16 protein-coding genes and 1 pseudogene are annotated in these 16,869 nt (G+C 74.1%); 8 read left to right on the forward strand and 9 right to left on the reverse strand.

Translation table 11 applies throughout. The features are described from left to right. Together ACSLTV_RS10655 and ACSLTV_RS10660 are read right to left on the reverse strand one after the other, a co-directional pair. Nucleotides 1–435, reverse strand: a complete 435-nt coding sequence (locus ACSLTV_RS10655; protein ID WP_432156584.1) for a CBS domain-containing protein — start codon at nt 433–435, stop codon at nt 1–3. 101 nt (nt 436–536) lie between these two features. Then, nucleotides 537–1,178: a uridine kinase gene (locus ACSLTV_RS10660; RefSeq protein WP_432156585.1), complete on the reverse strand. Its 642-nt coding sequence runs from the start codon at nt 1,176–1,178 to the stop codon at nt 537–539. 323 nt (nt 1,179–1,501) lie between these two features. On the opposite strand from ACSLTV_RS10660, the gene ACSLTV_RS10665 reads away from it, so the two are divergent. The 3 genes from ACSLTV_RS10665 to ACSLTV_RS10675 all read left to right on the forward strand — a co-directional run bounded on the left by ACSLTV_RS10665 (nt 1,502) and on the right by ACSLTV_RS10675 (nt 5,715). Continuing rightward, nucleotides 1,502–2,269 (forward strand): DUF2293 domain-containing protein, encoded by a 768-nt coding sequence (locus tag ACSLTV_RS10665; RefSeq protein ID WP_435612017.1) that lies wholly within the window; start codon nt 1,502–1,504, stop codon nt 2,267–2,269. A 169-nt stretch (nt 2,270–2,438) separates the two neighbouring features. Further along, complete coding sequence (locus ACSLTV_RS10670; RefSeq protein WP_432156587.1) at nt 2,439–3,926, forward strand: glutamate synthase subunit beta; 1,488 nt, start codon at nt 2,439–2,441, stop codon at nt 3,924–3,926. Between the two features lie 151 nt (nt 3,927–4,077). Further along, on the forward strand, nt 4,078–5,715 hold the full coding sequence (locus ACSLTV_RS10675; protein ID WP_435612018.1) for a PLP-dependent aminotransferase family protein: 1,638 nt from the start codon (nt 4,078–4,080) through the stop codon (nt 5,713–5,715). A gap of 201 nt (nt 5,716–5,916) precedes the next feature. On the opposite strand, the gene ACSLTV_RS10680 is transcribed toward ACSLTV_RS10675, so the two are convergent. Together ACSLTV_RS10680 and ACSLTV_RS10685 are read right to left on the reverse strand one after the other, a co-directional pair. After that, nucleotides 5,917–6,171 carry a DUF397 domain-containing protein gene (locus ACSLTV_RS10680; RefSeq protein WP_057580268.1) on the reverse strand — a complete coding sequence of 85 codons (255 nt, stop codon included), beginning with the start codon at nt 6,169–6,171 and terminating at the stop codon, nt 5,917–5,919. After that, nucleotides 6,172–7,032 (reverse strand): helix-turn-helix domain-containing protein, encoded by an 861-nt coding sequence (locus ACSLTV_RS10685; RefSeq protein WP_432136047.1) that lies wholly within the window; start codon nt 7,030–7,032, stop codon nt 6,172–6,174. A gap of 261 nt (nt 7,033–7,293) precedes the next feature. On the opposite strand from ACSLTV_RS10685, the gene ACSLTV_RS10690 reads away from it, so the two are divergent. Next, the gene (locus ACSLTV_RS10690) at nt 7,294–8,268 is read left to right on the forward strand and encodes an ATP-binding protein (RefSeq protein ID WP_435612019.1); all 975 of its coding nucleotides are present in this window, start codon (nt 7,294–7,296) and stop codon (nt 8,266–8,268) included. Continuing rightward, entirely contained in the window at nt 8,265–8,708 is a 444-nt protein-coding gene (locus ACSLTV_RS10695) for a hypothetical protein (RefSeq protein WP_432136046.1), read from the forward strand. Before ACSLTV_RS10690 ends, ACSLTV_RS10695 begins: the two co-directional genes overlap by 4 nt. A 44-nt stretch (nt 8,709–8,752) precedes the next feature. On the opposite strand, the gene ACSLTV_RS10700 is transcribed toward ACSLTV_RS10695, so the two are convergent. From ACSLTV_RS10700 to ACSLTV_RS10710, 3 genes and pseudogenes are all read right to left on the reverse strand, one after another. Further along, nucleotides 8,753–8,929, reverse strand: a complete 177-nt coding sequence (locus tag ACSLTV_RS10700) for a hypothetical protein (protein WP_432136045.1) — start codon at nt 8,927–8,929, stop codon at nt 8,753–8,755. A 311-nt stretch (nt 8,930–9,240) separates the two neighbouring features. Then, nucleotides 9,241–10,015, reverse strand: a pseudogene (locus ACSLTV_RS10705) (amidohydrolase family protein). 4 nt (nt 10,016–10,019) lie between these two features. Then, the gene (locus ACSLTV_RS10710; RefSeq protein WP_435612020.1) at nt 10,020–11,993 is read right to left on the reverse strand and encodes an FUSC family protein; all 1,974 of its coding nucleotides are present in this window, start codon (nt 11,991–11,993) and stop codon (nt 10,020–10,022) included. 273 nt (nt 11,994–12,266) lie between these two features. Between ACSLTV_RS10710 and ACSLTV_RS10715 the strand changes: the two genes are divergently transcribed. Further along, nucleotides 12,267–12,926 carry a hypothetical protein gene (locus tag ACSLTV_RS10715; protein ID WP_435612021.1) on the forward strand — a complete coding sequence of 220 codons (660 nt, stop codon included), beginning with the start codon at nt 12,267–12,269 and terminating at the stop codon, nt 12,924–12,926. A gap of 65 nt (nt 12,927–12,991) precedes the next feature. Then, nucleotides 12,992–14,146, forward strand: a complete 1,155-nt coding sequence (locus tag ACSLTV_RS10720) for a GNAT family N-acetyltransferase (RefSeq protein ID WP_435612022.1) — start codon at nt 12,992–12,994, stop codon at nt 14,144–14,146. A gap of 291 nt (nt 14,147–14,437) precedes the next feature. Here ACSLTV_RS10720 and ACSLTV_RS10725 read toward each other — a convergent pair whose 3' ends face one another. Then, on the reverse strand, nt 14,438–15,160 hold the full coding sequence (locus ACSLTV_RS10725) for a uracil-DNA glycosylase (protein WP_435612023.1): 723 nt from the start codon (nt 15,158–15,160) through the stop codon (nt 14,438–14,440). 108 nt (nt 15,161–15,268) lie between these two features. Here ACSLTV_RS10725 and ACSLTV_RS10730 point away from each other — a divergent pair, with 108 nt between their 5' ends. Continuing rightward, on the forward strand, nt 15,269–16,066 hold the full coding sequence (locus tag ACSLTV_RS10730) for an RNA-binding S4 domain-containing protein (protein WP_435612024.1): 798 nt from the start codon (nt 15,269–15,271) through the stop codon (nt 16,064–16,066). Between the two features lie 89 nt (nt 16,067–16,155). Here ACSLTV_RS10730 and ACSLTV_RS10735 read toward each other — a convergent pair whose 3' ends face one another. Continuing rightward, entirely contained in the window at nt 16,156–16,632 is a 477-nt protein-coding gene (locus ACSLTV_RS10735) for a DoxX family protein (RefSeq protein WP_432156593.1), read from the reverse strand. Between the last annotated feature and the right edge of the window lie 237 nt (nt 16,633–16,869).

Below are 16,869 nucleotides of genomic sequence, written 5' to 3' on the forward strand. Positions count from 1 at the left end.
TCAGTGCGGGGAGGGCGTGGTCCTGGCGTAGACGCTCTCGGCCCAGCCGGCCAACTGTTCCTCGCTGAGATGCCGGGTGAGGTCCGCCTCGCTGATCATGCCGACCAGCCGCTTGTCGTCGATCACCGGGAGCCGACGGATCTGGTGCTCCTTCATCTCCTGGAGAACCTCGCTGATGTCGGCGTTCGCGTCGATCCAGCGGGGCGTGCCGCGGGCCATCTCGCCGGCGGTGACCTCGGCCGGGTCGTGGCCCATGGCGACGCAGCCGACGACGATGTCTCGGTCCGTGAGGATGCCGCAGAGCCGTTCGTCGGCATCGCTGATGGGAAGGGCGCCGACGTTGAGTTCACGCATCAGCTGGGCGGCGCGGTCGAGGGTTTCGTGGGCGGGGATCCACTGGGCGCCCCGGTGCATGATGTCACCGGCGGTGGTCATGGGGTACCTCCTGGTGCCGGACGGCCGGCGCGGCGCAGAGCGCGCCGCTGTCCCGGCGCCCTACATTCTCGCCGGGCCGGACGGCGCCCGCATGTCGGCGGTCAGGCGGGCCCGCCGTTCCACGCGGGGTGCCGGGGGTCGTCGGCGCGGACCAGGACGTCGGCCGTGGCGGCGGGGTCGGCCTCGTTGTCGTAGCGCTCGAAGGCCGGAAGTGTCCACTGCTCGGGCTCCGGGGTGCGGCGGCGCAGCGCGGGCGGGGAGAGCAGGAGGTGGACGGTCAGGTCGAAGGGGAACCAGTGGCGCAGCAGGAGGGGGCCGTGGAGCAACAGGACGCCGCCGGGCGGGAGTCGGACGTAGGCGCTGCGGGTGGCGCGGTCGGTGACCGGGTCCCACAGGTCGGGCAGGATCCGCCCGTCGCCGCCGGGTTCGAGCGGCCCGAACACCTCCCGCCACAGGGCGCCGGTGTCGAACCAGCCGCCGTAGTAGGCCTCCAGGTCGTGGTGGCCGTACTCCAGGCGGACCGAGGCGGGGCGCAGGAAGCCGTGGGTGTCGACCACACGGGAGGGACGCCCCCGGACGCGCAGTGCCTCGGCGACGCGGTCGGCGAGGTCGCCGGGGCGGGCAGCGGGCGCCCCGTCCAGGGCGACGCGGGGCCAGGCGCCGCCGTCGGCGGGTTCCAGGTCGAGCAGTCGTTCGGCGAGGCGGTCGCCGAGCCGGTCCCAGGTGATCGCTTCGAGTCGCACACGGCCATGATGCGTCAGTTCCCGTCCCGCTCACCGTTCGGCCCGGTGTCCCGGCCTCGGGCATCGGCCCGGCTCAAGGGCCGCTGTGCCCGAGAGCCGCCCCGCGTCGGCGCGATGCTCGCCGAGGCCCTGGTGCTGCTGGTCGCGGACCACGAGACGACCACGGACATGATCTCCCTCGGCGTCTTCGCCCGGCTCCGGCACCCGGGTGGGACACCGACCCGTGCGCGACGGGATCACGGCACCTTCGCCGCGCCGTGCCCGGTGCCGGTCGCCCCCCCGGTGGACGCGTGGGGCGCGGGCCGACAGGGGAATGAAGGCGTATGGAACCGACCGCCCCCGTCCCGACGCAGTCGGTGACCGCCGCTGCGGCTCCTTCCGGGCGGGGCGGCGGGCCTCTCGTCCTCCAGCCGGTCCGGCGCCGGCACTGTGCCGCCTGCCGACGCGGTCCGCTGTCGCTGCTCGTCCTGGAAGGAGGCGCACCCCGGTGCCTGGACTGCGCGGATCTGGGGCACCTGGTGTTCCTGCCGCGTGGGGACACGGCACTGACCCGCCGGTCGCGCGAAGAGAGCACGCTGTCGGCGGTCGTCGTGCGGTTCAACCGGCGCAAGGCCCGCTACGAACGGCAGGGCGTCCTCGTCGAGGAGGCGGCGCGCGCCCGCGCCGAGGCACGCTGTCTGGCGGACGCGGAGGCCCGGCGGCGGCGCCGGGCGCGGGACGCACGGCGGCGATCGGCGCTGGACGAACGGTTCATCGCGGCCTTCGCGGCGGAGATCCGGCGGCTTTTCCCGGGCTGCCCGTCGGATCGCGCGAGCGAGATAGCCGCGCACGCCTCCGTGCGCGGCAGCGGACGGGTGGGGCGCAGCGCCGCCGGCCGCGCGCTGTCCGAGGGGGCGGTGGTGTCGGCTGTCGTGGCGTCCGTGCGGCATGTGGACACGCCGTACGACCGTCTGCTGATGAACGGGATGGTGCGACACGAGGCGCGGCGGCGGATCGCGCCGGCGGTGGAGGAGGTGCTGCACCTGTGGCGGGGCGGGGAGCCTCTGGAGGGAAGAAGGGGCACGGAAGGAAGCGGGCGTCGGGGGCAGTGACCCGGGGACCGAGGCTGCACGCAGGGGTGGTGGTATCCGGGAGGAGGGCTGACCGGCGCGGGCGGGTGGGGCATGGCTTCTGCGGGTCGGCGGGGTCGGACGTATCGTGGCCGGAAGAGTGCCACCCGATGACGCTCGGCCTGCCGCACGCGTGAGCGAGGAAGACGCCATGGCCGATCCCAAGGGATTCATGACCACTCCCCGCCGGGACTGGCCGTACCGACCGGTTCACGAACGGGTACGGGACTGGGACGAGGTGCACGCCCCCGGGGCACTGTTGCCCATCATCGGCAAGCAGGCCGACCGCTGCATGGACTGCGGCATTCCCTTCTGTCACGACGCCTGCCCGCTGGGCAATCTGATCCCGGAGTGGAACGACCTGGTCGCGCGGTCGGACTGGCGGGCGGCGAGTGATCGGCTGCACGCCACGAACAACTTCCCGGAGTTCACCGGACGGTTGTGTCCGGCGCCGTGTGAGGCGGGGTGCGTGCTGGCGATCAACCAGCCCGCCGTCACGATCAAGAACGTGGAGTGCGCGATCGCCGATCGGGCCTGGGAGGAGGACTTCGTTCCGCCGCGGCCGCCGGAGCGACTGTCGGGGCGGACGGTGGCGGTCGTCGGCTCGGGGCCGACCGGGCTGGCCGCCGCGCAGCAGCTGACCCGGGCGGGCCACACCGTGGCGGTGCACGAGAAGGACGACCGGATCGGCGGCCTGCTGCGCTACGGCATCCCCGAGTTCAAGATGGAGAAACGCCATCTGGAGCGGCGTATCGACCAGATGCGCGCCGAGGGGACCAGATTCCGTACGTCGACGGCCGTGGGGCGGGACATCGGTGCCGCGGAGCTGCGGACGCGCTACGACGCGGTGGTGATCGCCACCGGGGCGACGGCGTGGCGGGAACTGCCGGTTCCGGGGAGGGAGTTGGCCGGTATCCACCAGGCGATGGAGTATCTGCCGCTGGCCAATCGGGTGTGCGCGGGCGATCTGGCGGTGTCACCGCTGTCGGCAGTCGGCAAGCACGTGGTGATCGTGGGCGGCGGTGACACGGGAGCGGACTGTCTGGGCACCGCGGTCCGCGAGGGTGCCGCGTCGGTGACACAGCTGGACATCCACATCCAGCCGGGCGCCGAGCGGGACGAGGCCGCCGAGCCCTGGCCGACCTATCCCAGGATCTACCGGCTGTCGGCGGCGCACGAGGAGGCACGCGAGCTGGGGACCGCACCGGCCGCGGACGCCGACGCCCGGCTGTTCGCGGCCTCGACGCTCCGCTTCACGGGGGACGCGGCCGGGCACGTACGGGCGCTGCACCTGGTGGAGGTGGACGCCGGGCGGCGTCCGGTGACCGGCACCGGGCGGACGCTCCCCGCAGACCTGGTACTGCTCGCCCTGGGCTTCTCGGGGCCCGATCGGGAGGACGGAATCGTGGAGCAGCTGGGGCTTGCGCTGGAGCCGCGCGGGACGATCACCCGCGACCGCGGCTTCGCGACGAACGTCCCCGGGGTGTTCGCCGCCGGGGACGCCGCGCGCGGGCAGTCGCTGGTCGTGTGGGCGATCGCGGAGGGGCGGGCGGTGGCCGCCGCCGTGGACCGCCATCTGACGGGCAGTTCGCGGCTGCCCGCGCCTATCTCGCCGTACGACCGGCCGATGACCGTCTGAGGGGTCACCGGCGCTCGTCGGCGTCCCGCCTTCGTCGCCGCCGTCCCCTTCACGGCCGCCCGTAACCATCCTCACGGCCGCCCGCAACCGAAGATGTCGTCATGTCCTTCCGCCCAGGCCACCGAAAAGACCGCCGGTAGGGTGCTGGGCCATGGAGGAACCGTGGGTCAACCCCGTGGAGCGGATCGGCGCCGACCTGCATCTGGAGCTTGCCGGGCCGGGCGGGCGACGGGCTGCACTCATCCGGGCGCTGCGGGAGGCCGTGCGCGACGGGCGGCTCGCCCCGGGCACCCGGCTGCCGCCGTACCGTTCTCTCGCCGCCGACCTCGGGGTCGCCCGCAACACGGTCGCCGACGCCTACGCGGAACTGGTGGCGGAGGGGTGGCTCAGCGCCCGGCAGGGCTCGGGCACCCGGGTCGCGATGGGGCCGCCCGCCCCACCTCTCGGACGGTCGGGGCGGCTGCGGCCCCCGGCAGCGAACGCGCGCGGACGCGGGCCGTCGCCGACACGCGCGCGTGGGCCGCACCACGACCTCAGGCAGGGCATACCTGACGCGTCGGCGTTCCCCCGCTCGGCCTGGCTGGCCTCGTACCGGCGGGCGCTGCAGCAGGCCCCCAACGAGGTGTTCGGGCCGGGCGACCCGGCCGGTCGGCGCGAGCTGCGTGAGGCGCTCACGGAGTACCTGGCACGCGCGCGGGGCGTCCGCACGACACCGGAGCGCATCGTGATCTGTTCGGGTTTCGCGCACGCGGTTCGGCTGCTGTTCGGCCAGGGCGCGGGCGGTGTACTGCGTGGCCCGCTGGCCGTGGAGGCGTACGGCCTGCCCTTCCACCGGGCGCTGCTGGCGACGGCCGGGGTACGCACCGTGCCGCTGCCGTTGGACGAACACGGCGCCCGCGTGGAGCGGCTGGCGCGGGAGCGGGCCGTACTGCTCACCCCCGCCCACCAGTTCCCGACCGGCGGCCCGCTGCACCCGGCCCGCAGGGCGGCGGTGATCGACTGGGCCCGCGCGCGGGGTGCGGTGATCGTGGAGGACGACTACGACGGGGAGTTCCGCTACGACCGCAGACCGGTCGGTGCCGTGCAGGGACTCGATCCCGACCACGTGGTCTACGTCGGCTCGGTCAGCAAGAGTCTCTCGCCCGCGCTGCGGCTGGGCTGGCTGGTGCTACCGGAGCGGTACGTCGACGGAGTACTGGCGGCCAAGGGCGAGCGTGAGGGCTGGGCGAGCGTCCCGGACCAGCTGTGCCTGGCGGACTTCATCGGGCGCGGAGCCTACGACCGGCATGTACGCGGGATGCGGCAGCGGTACCGCAGCCGCCGGGACCGGCTGGTCACGGCGCTCGCCACGCATGCGCCGCACGTCCGGGTCACGGGGGTGGCGGCGGGGCTGCACGCCGTGCTGCGGCTGCCGGCCGGCACCGAGCGGGCCACCGTGGCGGCGGCGGCCCGGCACGGAGTCGCACTGGACGGCCTCGCCGACTTCCGCCACCCCTCGGCCCCCGCGATCGGGGCCCCCGCAGCGGCCGAAGCAACAGCGCGCAAGGGACGGGGCAATAGGGCGGCGGTGACCGGAGTACCCACGGCCACCGGGGAAGCCGCTGGCGCCACCGCAGACACCGCACACACCGCAGACACCGAGTTTGCCGACACATCGGGGACCGACGGAGCCGGCGCGGGCCGCGAGGCAGGGGACGGCATCGTGGTCGGGTACGCCGCGCCCGCCGAGCACGCGTACGAGGCCGCTCTGGAGGCCCTGTGCGCCGTGCTGCCCGACGCCAGGCGGTGACCTTGTCGTCCCGGCCCAGCGCCTGCCGCTCGGCGCGGGCGGCTTGGCGCCGGCCACTCGGCGCGGGCGGCGAGCACAGGCCGCGGTCGGGCGGGCAGGCAGGGAGCGTGTGTTGGGCGCCGAGTCGGAGGGGCCACGGGGTTCGCGGTTCGTGGTGCGGCGCCGGACAAGGGGTGTGGCTCAGCAAGAACGGCAATCAGTTCACGACAGCAGGAAGTCCGCCTCTCCCGCCTTGGCACCCTCGATGAATGCGGTCATCTCGTCGGTGGTGTAGATCAGCGCCGGGCCGTCCGGATCGGTGGACTGCCGCACGGCGATCCGGCCGTCGGCGAGCTTCATCGCTTCCAGGCAGTTCCCGCCGTTGCCGCCGCTCCACGGCTTGTGCCAGCCCTCGCTGCCCAAGTCCCGCGCGGGCATGCCGTTGTAGACCCGTTTGCGCGGCTTGATGCGATCCATTCACAGCTCCTTGCGGAGATCCCGGAGGATCTCCTTCGTGCGATGTGCCGTAGCGGCCTGCGCCGCCATGCGGTCCATGACCTCCAGGTGAGTGGCCACCTCGGAGCGCGCGTCGAGGTAGACGGCGCCGGTCAGGTACTCGCTGTAGACCATGTCCGGAAGCTCCGGAACGGCGAATCGGAACAGCACGAAGGGCCCGTACGTGCCGGGGTGCGGTCCGCTCGCGAAGGGGGCGACCTGCAGTGTCACGTTGGGCAGCTTCGTGGCGTCGAGCAGTTTGCCGATCTGCGCGCGCATCACCTCCGGGCCGCCGACCGGGCGGCGCAGCACCGTCTCGTCCATGACCACCCACAGCCGGGGCGCGTCCTCGCGGGTGAGCAGGTCCTGGCGCCGCATGCGCAGGTCGACGAGGCGTTCGATGTCCTCCGGCCGGGTCTGGCCGATGGCGCCGGACCGCAGCACCCCGCGCGCGTAGTCCTCGGTCTGCAGCAGGCCGGGCACGAAGTGCGGCTCGTACTGGCGGATCAGGCTCGCCGCGCCCTCCAGGCTGACGTGCATGGAGAACCAGCCGGGCAGGACGTCATGGAAGCGCTGCCACCAGCCGGGCCTGTTGGCCTCCTCGGCGAGCTGGACGAACCCTTCGGCCTCCTCGTCGCCGACTCCGTAGGCCTTCAGCAGCAGTTGCAGGTACGGGATCTTGAGACCGACCTCGGCCATCTCCATCCGGCGGACGGTGGCGGGCGCGACGCGGAGGATGCGGGCGGCTTCCTCACGCCTGAGGCCGGCGCGTTCCCGCAGATCCAGCAGGCGCCGCCCCAGGACCACCTGGCCCACGGTCGGCGCGGACCGCGGTTCGCTCACGCTCCACCTCCCGAACTCCACGTACTCGCACGGTCACGCGCTCGTCCGCGCGCGAAAAGAATCCCGACAGCCCTGCGGCGCCATGCGAAGACCTGTTCGAAATTCCGTACGGATCCGTACCGAACTCCGGCGATCCCAACTGGCGCCGCGGGACGTGCTGTTGCGAGCAGTGTGCCACGCCCCTCCACCGCGTCACACAGCACTCTGCATTTTTCAGAGTGACACTTGCCAAGTGTTCACGGCGGGGCGATAGTGGCAAGCGTGATTCCGTCCGCCCCCTTAGGAACAGACGCCGCCGCAGGCCGCCCCGCCGGTCTCGGTGCCGCCGCGGGAGCAGGCCCCGACCAGGCCGCGACCGAGCGCCGGTTCCGGTTCGAGCTGGCCGCGCACCCGGGCTCCCCCGCGCAGGCGAGACGCCTGACCAGGGCTCGGCTGGACGGCTGGGCGGTGTGCGAGGACACCTGCGACTCGGCCGCTCTGGTCGTATCCGAACTGGTCACCAACGCGATCGTGCACACGGCGAGCACCGTCGTGGTGTGCGAGTTGTCCAACGGTGACGGTCTGCTGCGCATAGCCGTGCGGGACGAGGGCTGCGCACCCGGCGAACCCCACCCGTCCCCGCAGCGCCCCGACGAGGAGCACGGACGGGGACTGCTGCTCGTCGATGCCCTCTGCCACGCCTGGGGGGCCCAGGAGCACGGCCCCGGACTGCTCGTCTGGGCAGAGCTCCCTCACCAGGCCGGCGCTCCCGCGCAGGAGTCCACCGCAGGCCGCACCGGGGGTCTGCACCGCTCCGGAGAACACGGAGCCTCCGGACCGTCCGGACCATTCGAACCGGCCGTCCCGTCCTCCTGCCGCACCGGCCACCAAGACACCTCCCGCGCACCGCGCGGGGACCTCGGGTGGGGCGCCCGCCCGCAGCGGAACCCCGCGGACGGGGGCGGCGAGGAGGAGTCGACCCAGCGGGAGCAGCCTCCCCAGGGCATACGCGACACGCAGGCCGGTCAGGACCACGGCCACGCGTCACCCCACACCCACCCTCAGCACCAGCACCAGCACCAGCACCAGCACCAGCACCAGCACCAAGAGCATTCCCAGCCCCACCACACCACAGGGCCGCACCGGCCCGCGCCGCACGCCTCGGACGCGGACCACGCCCCGCACCGGCCGCACCCCGGGACACTCGCCCTGGGCTCACCGCCGCCCGGGCACGGGCGAGAGCGGGGCCGGGGATGACCGGCACCCCCGGCCGCGGTCCGGGGCTGAGCCTGAACCGGCTCGTCCAGGTCCGGCGGGAACTGCCCGAACCCCGCGGTCCGCGACGCCTGACCGTGCCGGAGGGAATGACGGCGCCGCTCGGTTGCGACGCCGTGGGGGTTCCGGCAGAGCTGGGGCCGCCCGTACTGCCCCGGCTGCCCCGTGTGGGCTGCGTGTACGCCGACGAGACGCACTGGTGGTGGCTGGTGCCCTCCGACTCCGACTACGCCCTGGACTGGCCGGCCCCCGCCCGCTACGTCACCGACGGCATCCTGGCGGAATCGCCCTCCACGGCCCTCCCCGGCCTCATCCACCGACCTGACGGCACCGTTCCGTACACGCCGCCGATCCCGCTCTATCTGACCCTGTGCCGTCTGACCGGCACGGCCCCCGCCTGGTCCCGGCCGGTCACCGCCTGACGGGGCAGGCCCGCCCACCCCTCGTCACTCCGGTCACCTGCCGGTCACTCCGCGCTTCCGCCGCTCCGGACGATCACCAGGAACGTGTCCGTCGCGAGGTCCATGACCACCTCGGCCGGCAGTCCCTCCATGCGTCGCGCGTGCGCGAACTCCTCCGCGGGCCAGGATCCCCGCGGACCACCGGCGGGAAAGCGTTCGAGCACGGTTCGCCCGTTCACCATCTCGCACCTCCAGAAGCGTCGTACCTGTAGGAGTTAACGCCCTCCGAGGGCCGGACACCCTGCTCGGTGACATGACTGAGACATAGGTGACACCAGTCCATCGCGGACTGTGAGAATCCGATCACCTTACGAACGGGACCGATACGTTCCGCATCAGAAGCCGCACGTGTCGTGATGTCGGCTCCCTCCCCAACGGCACCGACGAGGACAGTCCATTCGCACCGACATGAACGAGAATGCCCCACTTGGCCCACCCGTGCGGGGCGGCAGCGGCACGATGTCCGGCTCCGGGCCGGAGGCGGGTCACGCCCTCAGGTGTCGTAGTCCTGGATCCGTCCGCCGTGACTCCGGTCGGTCAGGGCGGGCAGGCGCGCGGTCAACTCACGCGTGACGGACGGCACGTCGATCGTGAGCAACTCGCGGTCCCGCATCAGCACCCGCCCGTCCACGACGGTGGTGCGCACGTCGGCGGAGCGGGCGCTGTGCACGAGGGTCGCGGCGAGGTCGTGCACGGGCTGCGTGTGCGGGCCGGTGAGGTCGACGAGGATCAGGTCGGCGCGACGGCCGGGGGCGATGGAGCCGACGATGTCGCCGAGCCCGACCGCCCGGGCGCTCTGCAGGGTGGCGTGGTGCAGGGCCTGACGGGCGGTCAGCCATCGGGGGTCACGGGTCTCCGCCTTCTGGACGAGAGCGGTGAGGGCCATCGCCTCCCACACGTCGAGGGTGTTGTTGGAGGCGGCGCCGTCGGTGGCCAGTCCGACGGGGACGCGCGCCTCCCGCAGGGCGCGGACCGGGGTGGTGGTGGGCCAGGCGAACTTGAGGTAGCCGCGCGGCGAGGCCGCGCAGGGCGACCATCGGCGCGTGGGTGTGGCAGTCGACCAGCCCGGGGAGCGCGACCTGCCCGCGGGCGTCGATGCGTTCGGCGGCGGGGAGACCGGCGGTGCCGGCGGCGTCGACGACGGAGTCGACGAGTCCGTCGCGGATGACGACGGCGGCGTCCTCGCGGAAGCCGATCCGCTCCTGTTCGTCGTGCTGGAGCACGGTGCAGCCGGTGATGAGGAGATCGGCGGGGGAGGCGGACGTCATGGGTTCAACGTAGGGCGGCGCGTTCGCACGCCGGAAGAGGCGCGGGGGCGTGCTGCCCGGAACGGGGAGAGGGCCCCGGCGGGAGGGCGCCTCCCCCGGGCCGGACCGTCGGCAGTACGCGGCCCCGGCGGGCGAGTTCGGTCAGCAGTGTGCCGATCCGCTCGGCGTACGGCGGCGCCGGCCACCCGGTGTCGTCCAGGTGGACGGCGTAGGCGGTGGTGGTGTCGACGAGCCGTTCGAGGAGTGCGGCGACCTGGTCGGTTCCGTCGGTGTGCCGGGCGAGGGAGGGCAGTTCGGCGGCGGCCACAGCGATGGCGGTACGGGCCTCGGCGAGCGTCCGGTAGGCCTCGCGCCGCAGGGCCCAGCGGGCGGCACGGTCGTCGGGTGGCCCGGTGAGCGCCCGGTAGGCCCCGCCCGCGCAGTGCTCCGCGGCGCCGGCGAGGACATGGGCGAGGTAGGCGTCCGCTGCGGCGACGGCGGTGGTCAGGCGGGCCCGCACTCGCCCGCCCCGTCCACCGGGCAGCGGCAGATGACCGGCGACCAGCACGATCACGCAGGCGAGCAGGGTCTCCCCGATCCGGCCGAGGGCCGCCTGGGGCTCTCCGCCGACCATCACCAGGGCCAGCACCAGGACCGTCACGACGGCGGTCTGCGCGGCGAAGTGCCGGGTCGCCAACGGGATCAGGGCGCCGCTGACGACGACGAGCGCCACCAGCCCCTCAGGCCGGGGCAGTACGGCGGCGAGTCCGGCGAACAGCAGCGCCCCGAGCACGGTCCCGGCGGCCCGGCACAGCACCCGCGAGACCAACGGCCCGAGGTCCGGCTTGACGAGGAAGACGGCCGTGACGGGCAGCCAGTACCAGTGGGTGTGCTGTCCGTACCAGTGGGTGTGGTGCAGTGCCTGGGCCGCACCGGCGGCGCACCCGAAGCAGAGGGCGACGCGCACGCCGTACTCCCGCCCACCGGCCCCGGAGGCGGCCCTCAGCAGTTCGCGCGCCGTCCGCCGCCGGTGGCGCAGTCGGCCGCCGTTTCCCCGGTCGAAGGCGTCGGCGGCGTGCAGCAACGCGTCGTCGAGCGCGCGCAGACCGGGCGTGTCGCGCAGGGGCGCGGGCAGCGGCCCGGCGGGGGCGTCCGCGCGTACCGCGGCGGCCAGCCGCCGTGACCCCTCGGCGATCCGCCCGGCCAGGGCAGCACCGGCCCAGGCGAGCGCGGTCGCGGCCTCGGCGAGGGGCAGCGCGGCGGCGTAGCGGGCGTGCAGCCGCCGCTCGGCCGCGGAGCCGCCGCGGCGGCGCAGGCGAGGTCCGCCGAGGGCGTCCTGCGCGTGGTCGAGCGCGGCGGTGAGCGCGGCGCGCCGGGCGGTGGCCTGCGGGCTGCCGACGGCGTCGAGGAGCGCGGCGACGGCGTCGTACACCTGGGCGACGGCCGTCCGCTCCTCGGCGAACCGGAAGTCTCCGGGGCCGGAGCGGGGCGTGGGCAGCATCAGCCGCAGCGTGAGCAGCCAGACGGCACCGGCGAGATAGGCCAGGGGACGTGCCTCCCCGCCCTCGGGCAGCGGCATCCCGGCGCCGACGGCGGCCATGACGAGCAGTTGGGTACCGGACGCGGAGGCGATCGGACCCACGGCGCTGACGGCGCCCGCGAGCAGCCCGAGGACCGCCAGGTGCAGGGTCAGCGGGACGGCCCCGAGCCGGTCCCCGGCGTACGTCCCGGCGAGCAGCCCGGCCGCTCCGGCGAGGGCGGGCACGCCGATGCGGCGGACGGCGGCGCGTCGGCCTCCGGGGCGGTCGTTGATCCCGGCGAGCATGGCGGCGACGGCGGCGATCACGCCGAGCGACGTGTGCCCGACGGCCATGGCCAGCATCAGCGACGGCCCGCCCGCCGACGCGCCGCGCACCACCGCGCTCCAGGGCACGGGCCCGCGCTGGGTGTGCAGGGCATGGGCGAGCCAGGGCGGCAGAGCGGGGGTGGCGCGGGACACGAGGCTCCTGTCGGGCGAGGGCGGGGTGTGCCTTCGGGCGACGGTGACCGGGCTCGGGACGGTGCGGTCCAGGGTAGGGCGGGCGTGCGAACGGTCGGGGACGTGCCTGTTACCCCTGGGTGACGAGGCGTGGGGACGAGGCCCGCCTCAGGGACGACGCCTGCCGTCCGGGGACGACGCCCGCCTGAGGCGCGGGGCGTTGTCAGTGGGGCGCGTTATCAATGAAATCGTCACGCAGAGTAATGACGACGGGGGATTTGAGAGATGCCAGACATGCCTGCAGAGGAGCAGAAGGGTCGGTTCCTGTCCACGGCCGGCCTGAGGACCCGGGGCTGGAGCCCCGGCATGGTGCGGCGGTTGCTCGGGCCCGCGGATTCGAGGCGGCCCAACCCGCACTTCCCCACCGCCCCGCAGATCCGGCTGTACCGGTGGGAACGGGTGGTGACGGCCGAGCGCAGCGCGGAGTTCCGAACGGCGGCGGGGGACGCCGCGCGCCGGTCGGCCGCCGCGCGAGCGGCAGCGCTGCGTCGGCGCAAGGAGGTGCTGGCGAGGATCGCGGCGGAGCCCATCGAGGTGCCGCGTATGGCCCCGGCCCGGCTCGCGGCCCTGGCAGCCGAGCACCACGCGGGGTGGGGTGGGCACGGCGGCCCCGGCGGCGCCGCCACAACGCCCCCGGATTCCCCGGCTCCCCCGGAGGGGTGGCCGTCGGACACCCCCACCGCAACGGCCCGCCACCAGGTCGACTACCTGCTCCATCACCTCACCCGTTACGACGAGTTGCTGCGTGGCCTGCGCGGCAGCACGGGCCGGAGCGCCGCGGCGGCGCTGCTGGCGCGGCGGGTGTACGCGGCCATCTCCGAGGCCTACCCGCATCTCGCACGCGAGTGCGAGCGTCGTATGCCCGCCCCGGGAGTTGGTCCGTCGTGCGGATGACCTGCCCGAACGGAGTTCCACGACGGCCGCGCGGCGGACGGCGGACGTCCCTACGCTCCGGGCGCATGAAAGACGATCACGCCCGAGCCCTGCGGGTGCACGAACTGCTGGCAGCCCGACCCGAGTTCCGCCCTGTCCGGCTGGACGAGGGACGGCGGTTCGCACTCTGGGACCTGGCCTCGCTCGCCGAAGGGGCGCTCGGCACGTGCCTCGATCCCGACTCGCTGACCGCGCGGGACGAGAAGCGGCTTCGGCTACGGCTCGGCACCGACGGGCGGTCCCGCCCGGGCGAGGACGAGTTCCGCAGGCGGTACTGGATCCTCCCGCCGGACGGCCGACCCGGCGAGGTCGGCACCCTCGCCCTCGGCACCTGGCCCATGGCGGCGGGAGCGCTGGGCTTGTCATCGCTCTACGTCCATCCCGTGACCCGGCGGCAGGGGCGGGCCACCACCGCCCTGGACACGGTGTACGAGGCCTGCCGCGCCGAAGGGCTGCACGGGTTCCGGCTGGCCACGCACTGGACCTGGCAGGCGACCGTGCGCTACTACCTCCGCCGTGGGCTCTGGCTCACCTCCTGGAAGCACGACCTCGGCCTGGCCCGGCTGTCCTGTCTGCCCCGCTACGAAGTACGGCCGACGGGAGACGAGATGACGCTCCTCGTCGAGCGGGGCGCGGGGACCGCCGACAGCTCCTGGATGCCCTACCTCGTGGCCGGTCGGCACGGGCCGTGGCTGCGGCTGCGGGAGACCGAGGAGTACCGGTACTTCTCGGACCCGAGGGACCTCGTGGGGCTGTACGCGCGTTCGACGCTGGCGCTGCATCTCGCCGTACGGGGGTGGCCGCTGGTGCGCGGGGAGGAACAGCGGGCCCGCGCCGCGGCCTGGTCCTGCGGCATCGGGGAGCCCGAGGGGCTTGCCCACAGGATCGAGCACTTCGAACGGGAGGCGCGGGCGAGCGGCTGGCGGGTCGACAGCCCGTGCACGCCGGACGTCCCGCCTCGAACGCTCGGCGGTCGTCCGGCACCGCCGGGCGGCGTCCCGGCGTCGCCCGACAGTTCCTCGGCACCGCATGACGACCTTTCGGCGTCGTGGGACGTTCCCTCGGCTCCGTCCGAAGGTGCTTCGGCGCCGCCCGGCGGCCGTCCGGGAACGCGGATGCGTGTGGTGCCGCCGCCGGTGATCGGTGGGATGCCGGTCCTTCCCTCCCAGGAGTCGCCTTGATCCCGCCAGTCACCACCCGATCACTGCGGGGCCCTCACCCCCGGCGTCCCGCGGCGCGCCCGTCGGCACATGCTGAAAGCGGGCGCAGGCCGACCACCGCTCGCCCCCTGCCGACCCGTGGACGCTCCCGTCGAGCAGCAGCCCGCATGGGAGTACTTCCGCAGCCCAGTCTGTCGGCGTCCCCGTTGCCGCAGGCGTCCGGCGGTGTGTGGTGCGGTCGGCGAGGTTCGGTCTCCGCATGCGGCGGGGCGGCCGAAGCACGGGCTGGATCCCGAGCGGGAGGCGCGGCGTTCACGGCAATCCCGCCGCCGCGGCCGCCGTGCGCAGCACCTCGCGCAGCATCTCGGGGGTCAGCCGCCCGGTGAAGGTGTTGCGCTGGCTGACGTGGAAGCACCCGAAGACCTCAAGGCGGTGTGCACCCCCATCCGGTGGATCGAGCGTCACGCGCGTGCCGTGCGCGAAGGCGGGCCGGGGTCTGGGCACCCGCCACCCCGCGTCGGCGAACGCCGGCAGCGCCGCCTGCCAACCGAACCCGCCGAGAACGATCACCGCCCGCAGGGTGGGCCTCAGCAGCCGCAGCTCCTGCACGAGCCACGGCCGACAGGTGTCGCGCTCGCCGGGCGTCGGACGGTTCGCGGGCGGCGCGCAGTGCACCGGGGAGGTGACCCGGACCCCGAGCAGCCGCAGCCCGTCGTCACGTGACACGGCCTCCGGCTGCGAGGCCAGCCCCACCTCGTGCAGCGCCCGGTACAGCACGTCCCCGGACCGGTCGCCGGTGAACATCCGCCCGGTGCGGTTGCCCCCGTGCGCGGCCGGCGCGAGCCCCACGATCAACAGCCGGGCGTCGTCCGGTCCGAAGCCGGGAACCGGGCGCCCCCAGTACGTCCACTCGGTGAAAGCGGCCCGCTTCGTGCGGGCGACCTCCTCCCGCCAGTCGACCAGCCGGGGGCAGGCCCGGCAGTCGGCGATCCGCTCGTCGAGGCCGGACAGACCGGCGGGACCGCTGGTGTCCATCCCTCCACGGTAGGGCCGACATGGTCCGGCCCACGCAGGAGGGCCCGGGCGGCCGGGGCGCCCGGAAACCGTTCGGGCGCCTGCCACCCGGCGGCTAAGGTCGGGTACATGGTTTCTGATGGTGCGGACCACGAGACGACGGGCGACCCGCGGCAGGCCGCCGACCAGGCGCCCACGACCGCCCCGGACCCGAAGACCGCCGCCGCGGTGGCGGCCGCCGAGGCCGCCGCTCCCCCGCCCGGGACCTCCGTGCGCGTCGACACCTGGATCTGGTCCGTACGGCTGGTCAAGACCCGCTCGCAGGGCGCCACCGCCTGCCGGGGCGGCCACGTACGGATCAACGGCGAGCGGGTGAAGCCCGCCCACTCCGTACGCGTCGGTGACGAGGTGCGGGTCCGGCAGGACGGCCGCGAGCGGATCGTCGTCGTCACCCGTCTGATCCGCAAGCGGGTGGGTGCCCCCGTGGCCGCTCAGTGCTACGTCGACAACAGCCCCCCGCCACCGCCCCGTGCGGCCGTCGCCCCCGTCGCCATCCGTGACCGCGGTGCCGGTCGTCCCACCAAGCGCGACCGCCGGGAACTCGACCGCCTCCGCGGCCTGAGCGACTTCGACCCCCTGACCCCTCCCCCGCCCTTCGACGACCCCGCGATCTTCGACCCGCCCACCGCGTCGGACAGCACGCCCGAGCGGAACGAGCCGACCGACTCGACGGCTCGCGGAACCGCCTCCGACCGGGACCGCACATCCGGAGGTACCGGAGGTAAGGGGGCGACCCGCCGGGAGGGCTCGGCCGGCCGAGGCCGCGCCGACCGCCGGGGCGGTGACGATCCCGGCAGCGGGGCGGCGCGTCGAGGTGGTTCCCGGCGCCGAGGCGGCGAAGGACGTCGGGACCGCTCCGGCGAGTAACGGGGCTCCCGCTGCCGGCGAAGGGGTGACTCCGTCGGCCCCCTCCCCCCTACCCCTTCCCGCCCCCGCCCCCAGCCCCTTCCGAGCCGTCACGCAGTTCCCCGCACCCACCGCATGAGCTCGATGTTCCGCTCCCTCCTGGCCCAGGCGACGAGCAGGAGCGGCACGATGATGATCAGCGGGGTCGCGGCGTTCTTCCCGTCGAGGACGGTGAGCTGGACGATGAACGCGCCCACCATGAGCCCGCTCAGCGCCATCGCCGCCACCGACTGCAGCAGCGGCACCAGCAGGGCCACCGCACCGGCCAGTTCCAGCACGCCGATGGTGTACATGCCGACGCTGCCCCAGCCCATGTCGTCGAAGACCTCGGCCGCCGACGAGTGGGCGATCAGCTTCGGCAGAGCGCTGGCGATCCCGAAGAAGAGCGCGAGCAGTATCTGCACGCTCCGCAGCGCGATCCGGCCGACCCTGCCACGGCTGCCGGATCGGGGACCGTCCTCGGCCGAAGGCCCGGCGGCCGGGACGGTGACGGGCACCGAGGTGGTGGGCGCGGTGGTCTCGGACATCTGGTTCTCCTGTGAAGAGCGGTTGATTGCTGCTGTCACGGATACAGACCGTCCTTCGGCTCCGAACTCATCGCGGTCGGAGGCGCTTTCTCAGTGCTTCGTCAGCTTGTCGGCGCGGTTTGTCGGCGCGGATTGTCGGCGCCGCTCATGTCTGTTGCTTCATGACCGTTCAACGGCCGGTCGGCCGGGGGCCGTTCCCGGTGGCGACCGGTTCACTCGTTCGAGCGACGTGTTGGT

Source organism: Streptomyces sp. bgisy159, from assembly GCF_965341775.1.
Classification (GTDB): domain Bacteria; phylum Actinomycetota; class Actinomycetes; order Streptomycetales; family Streptomycetaceae; genus Streptomyces.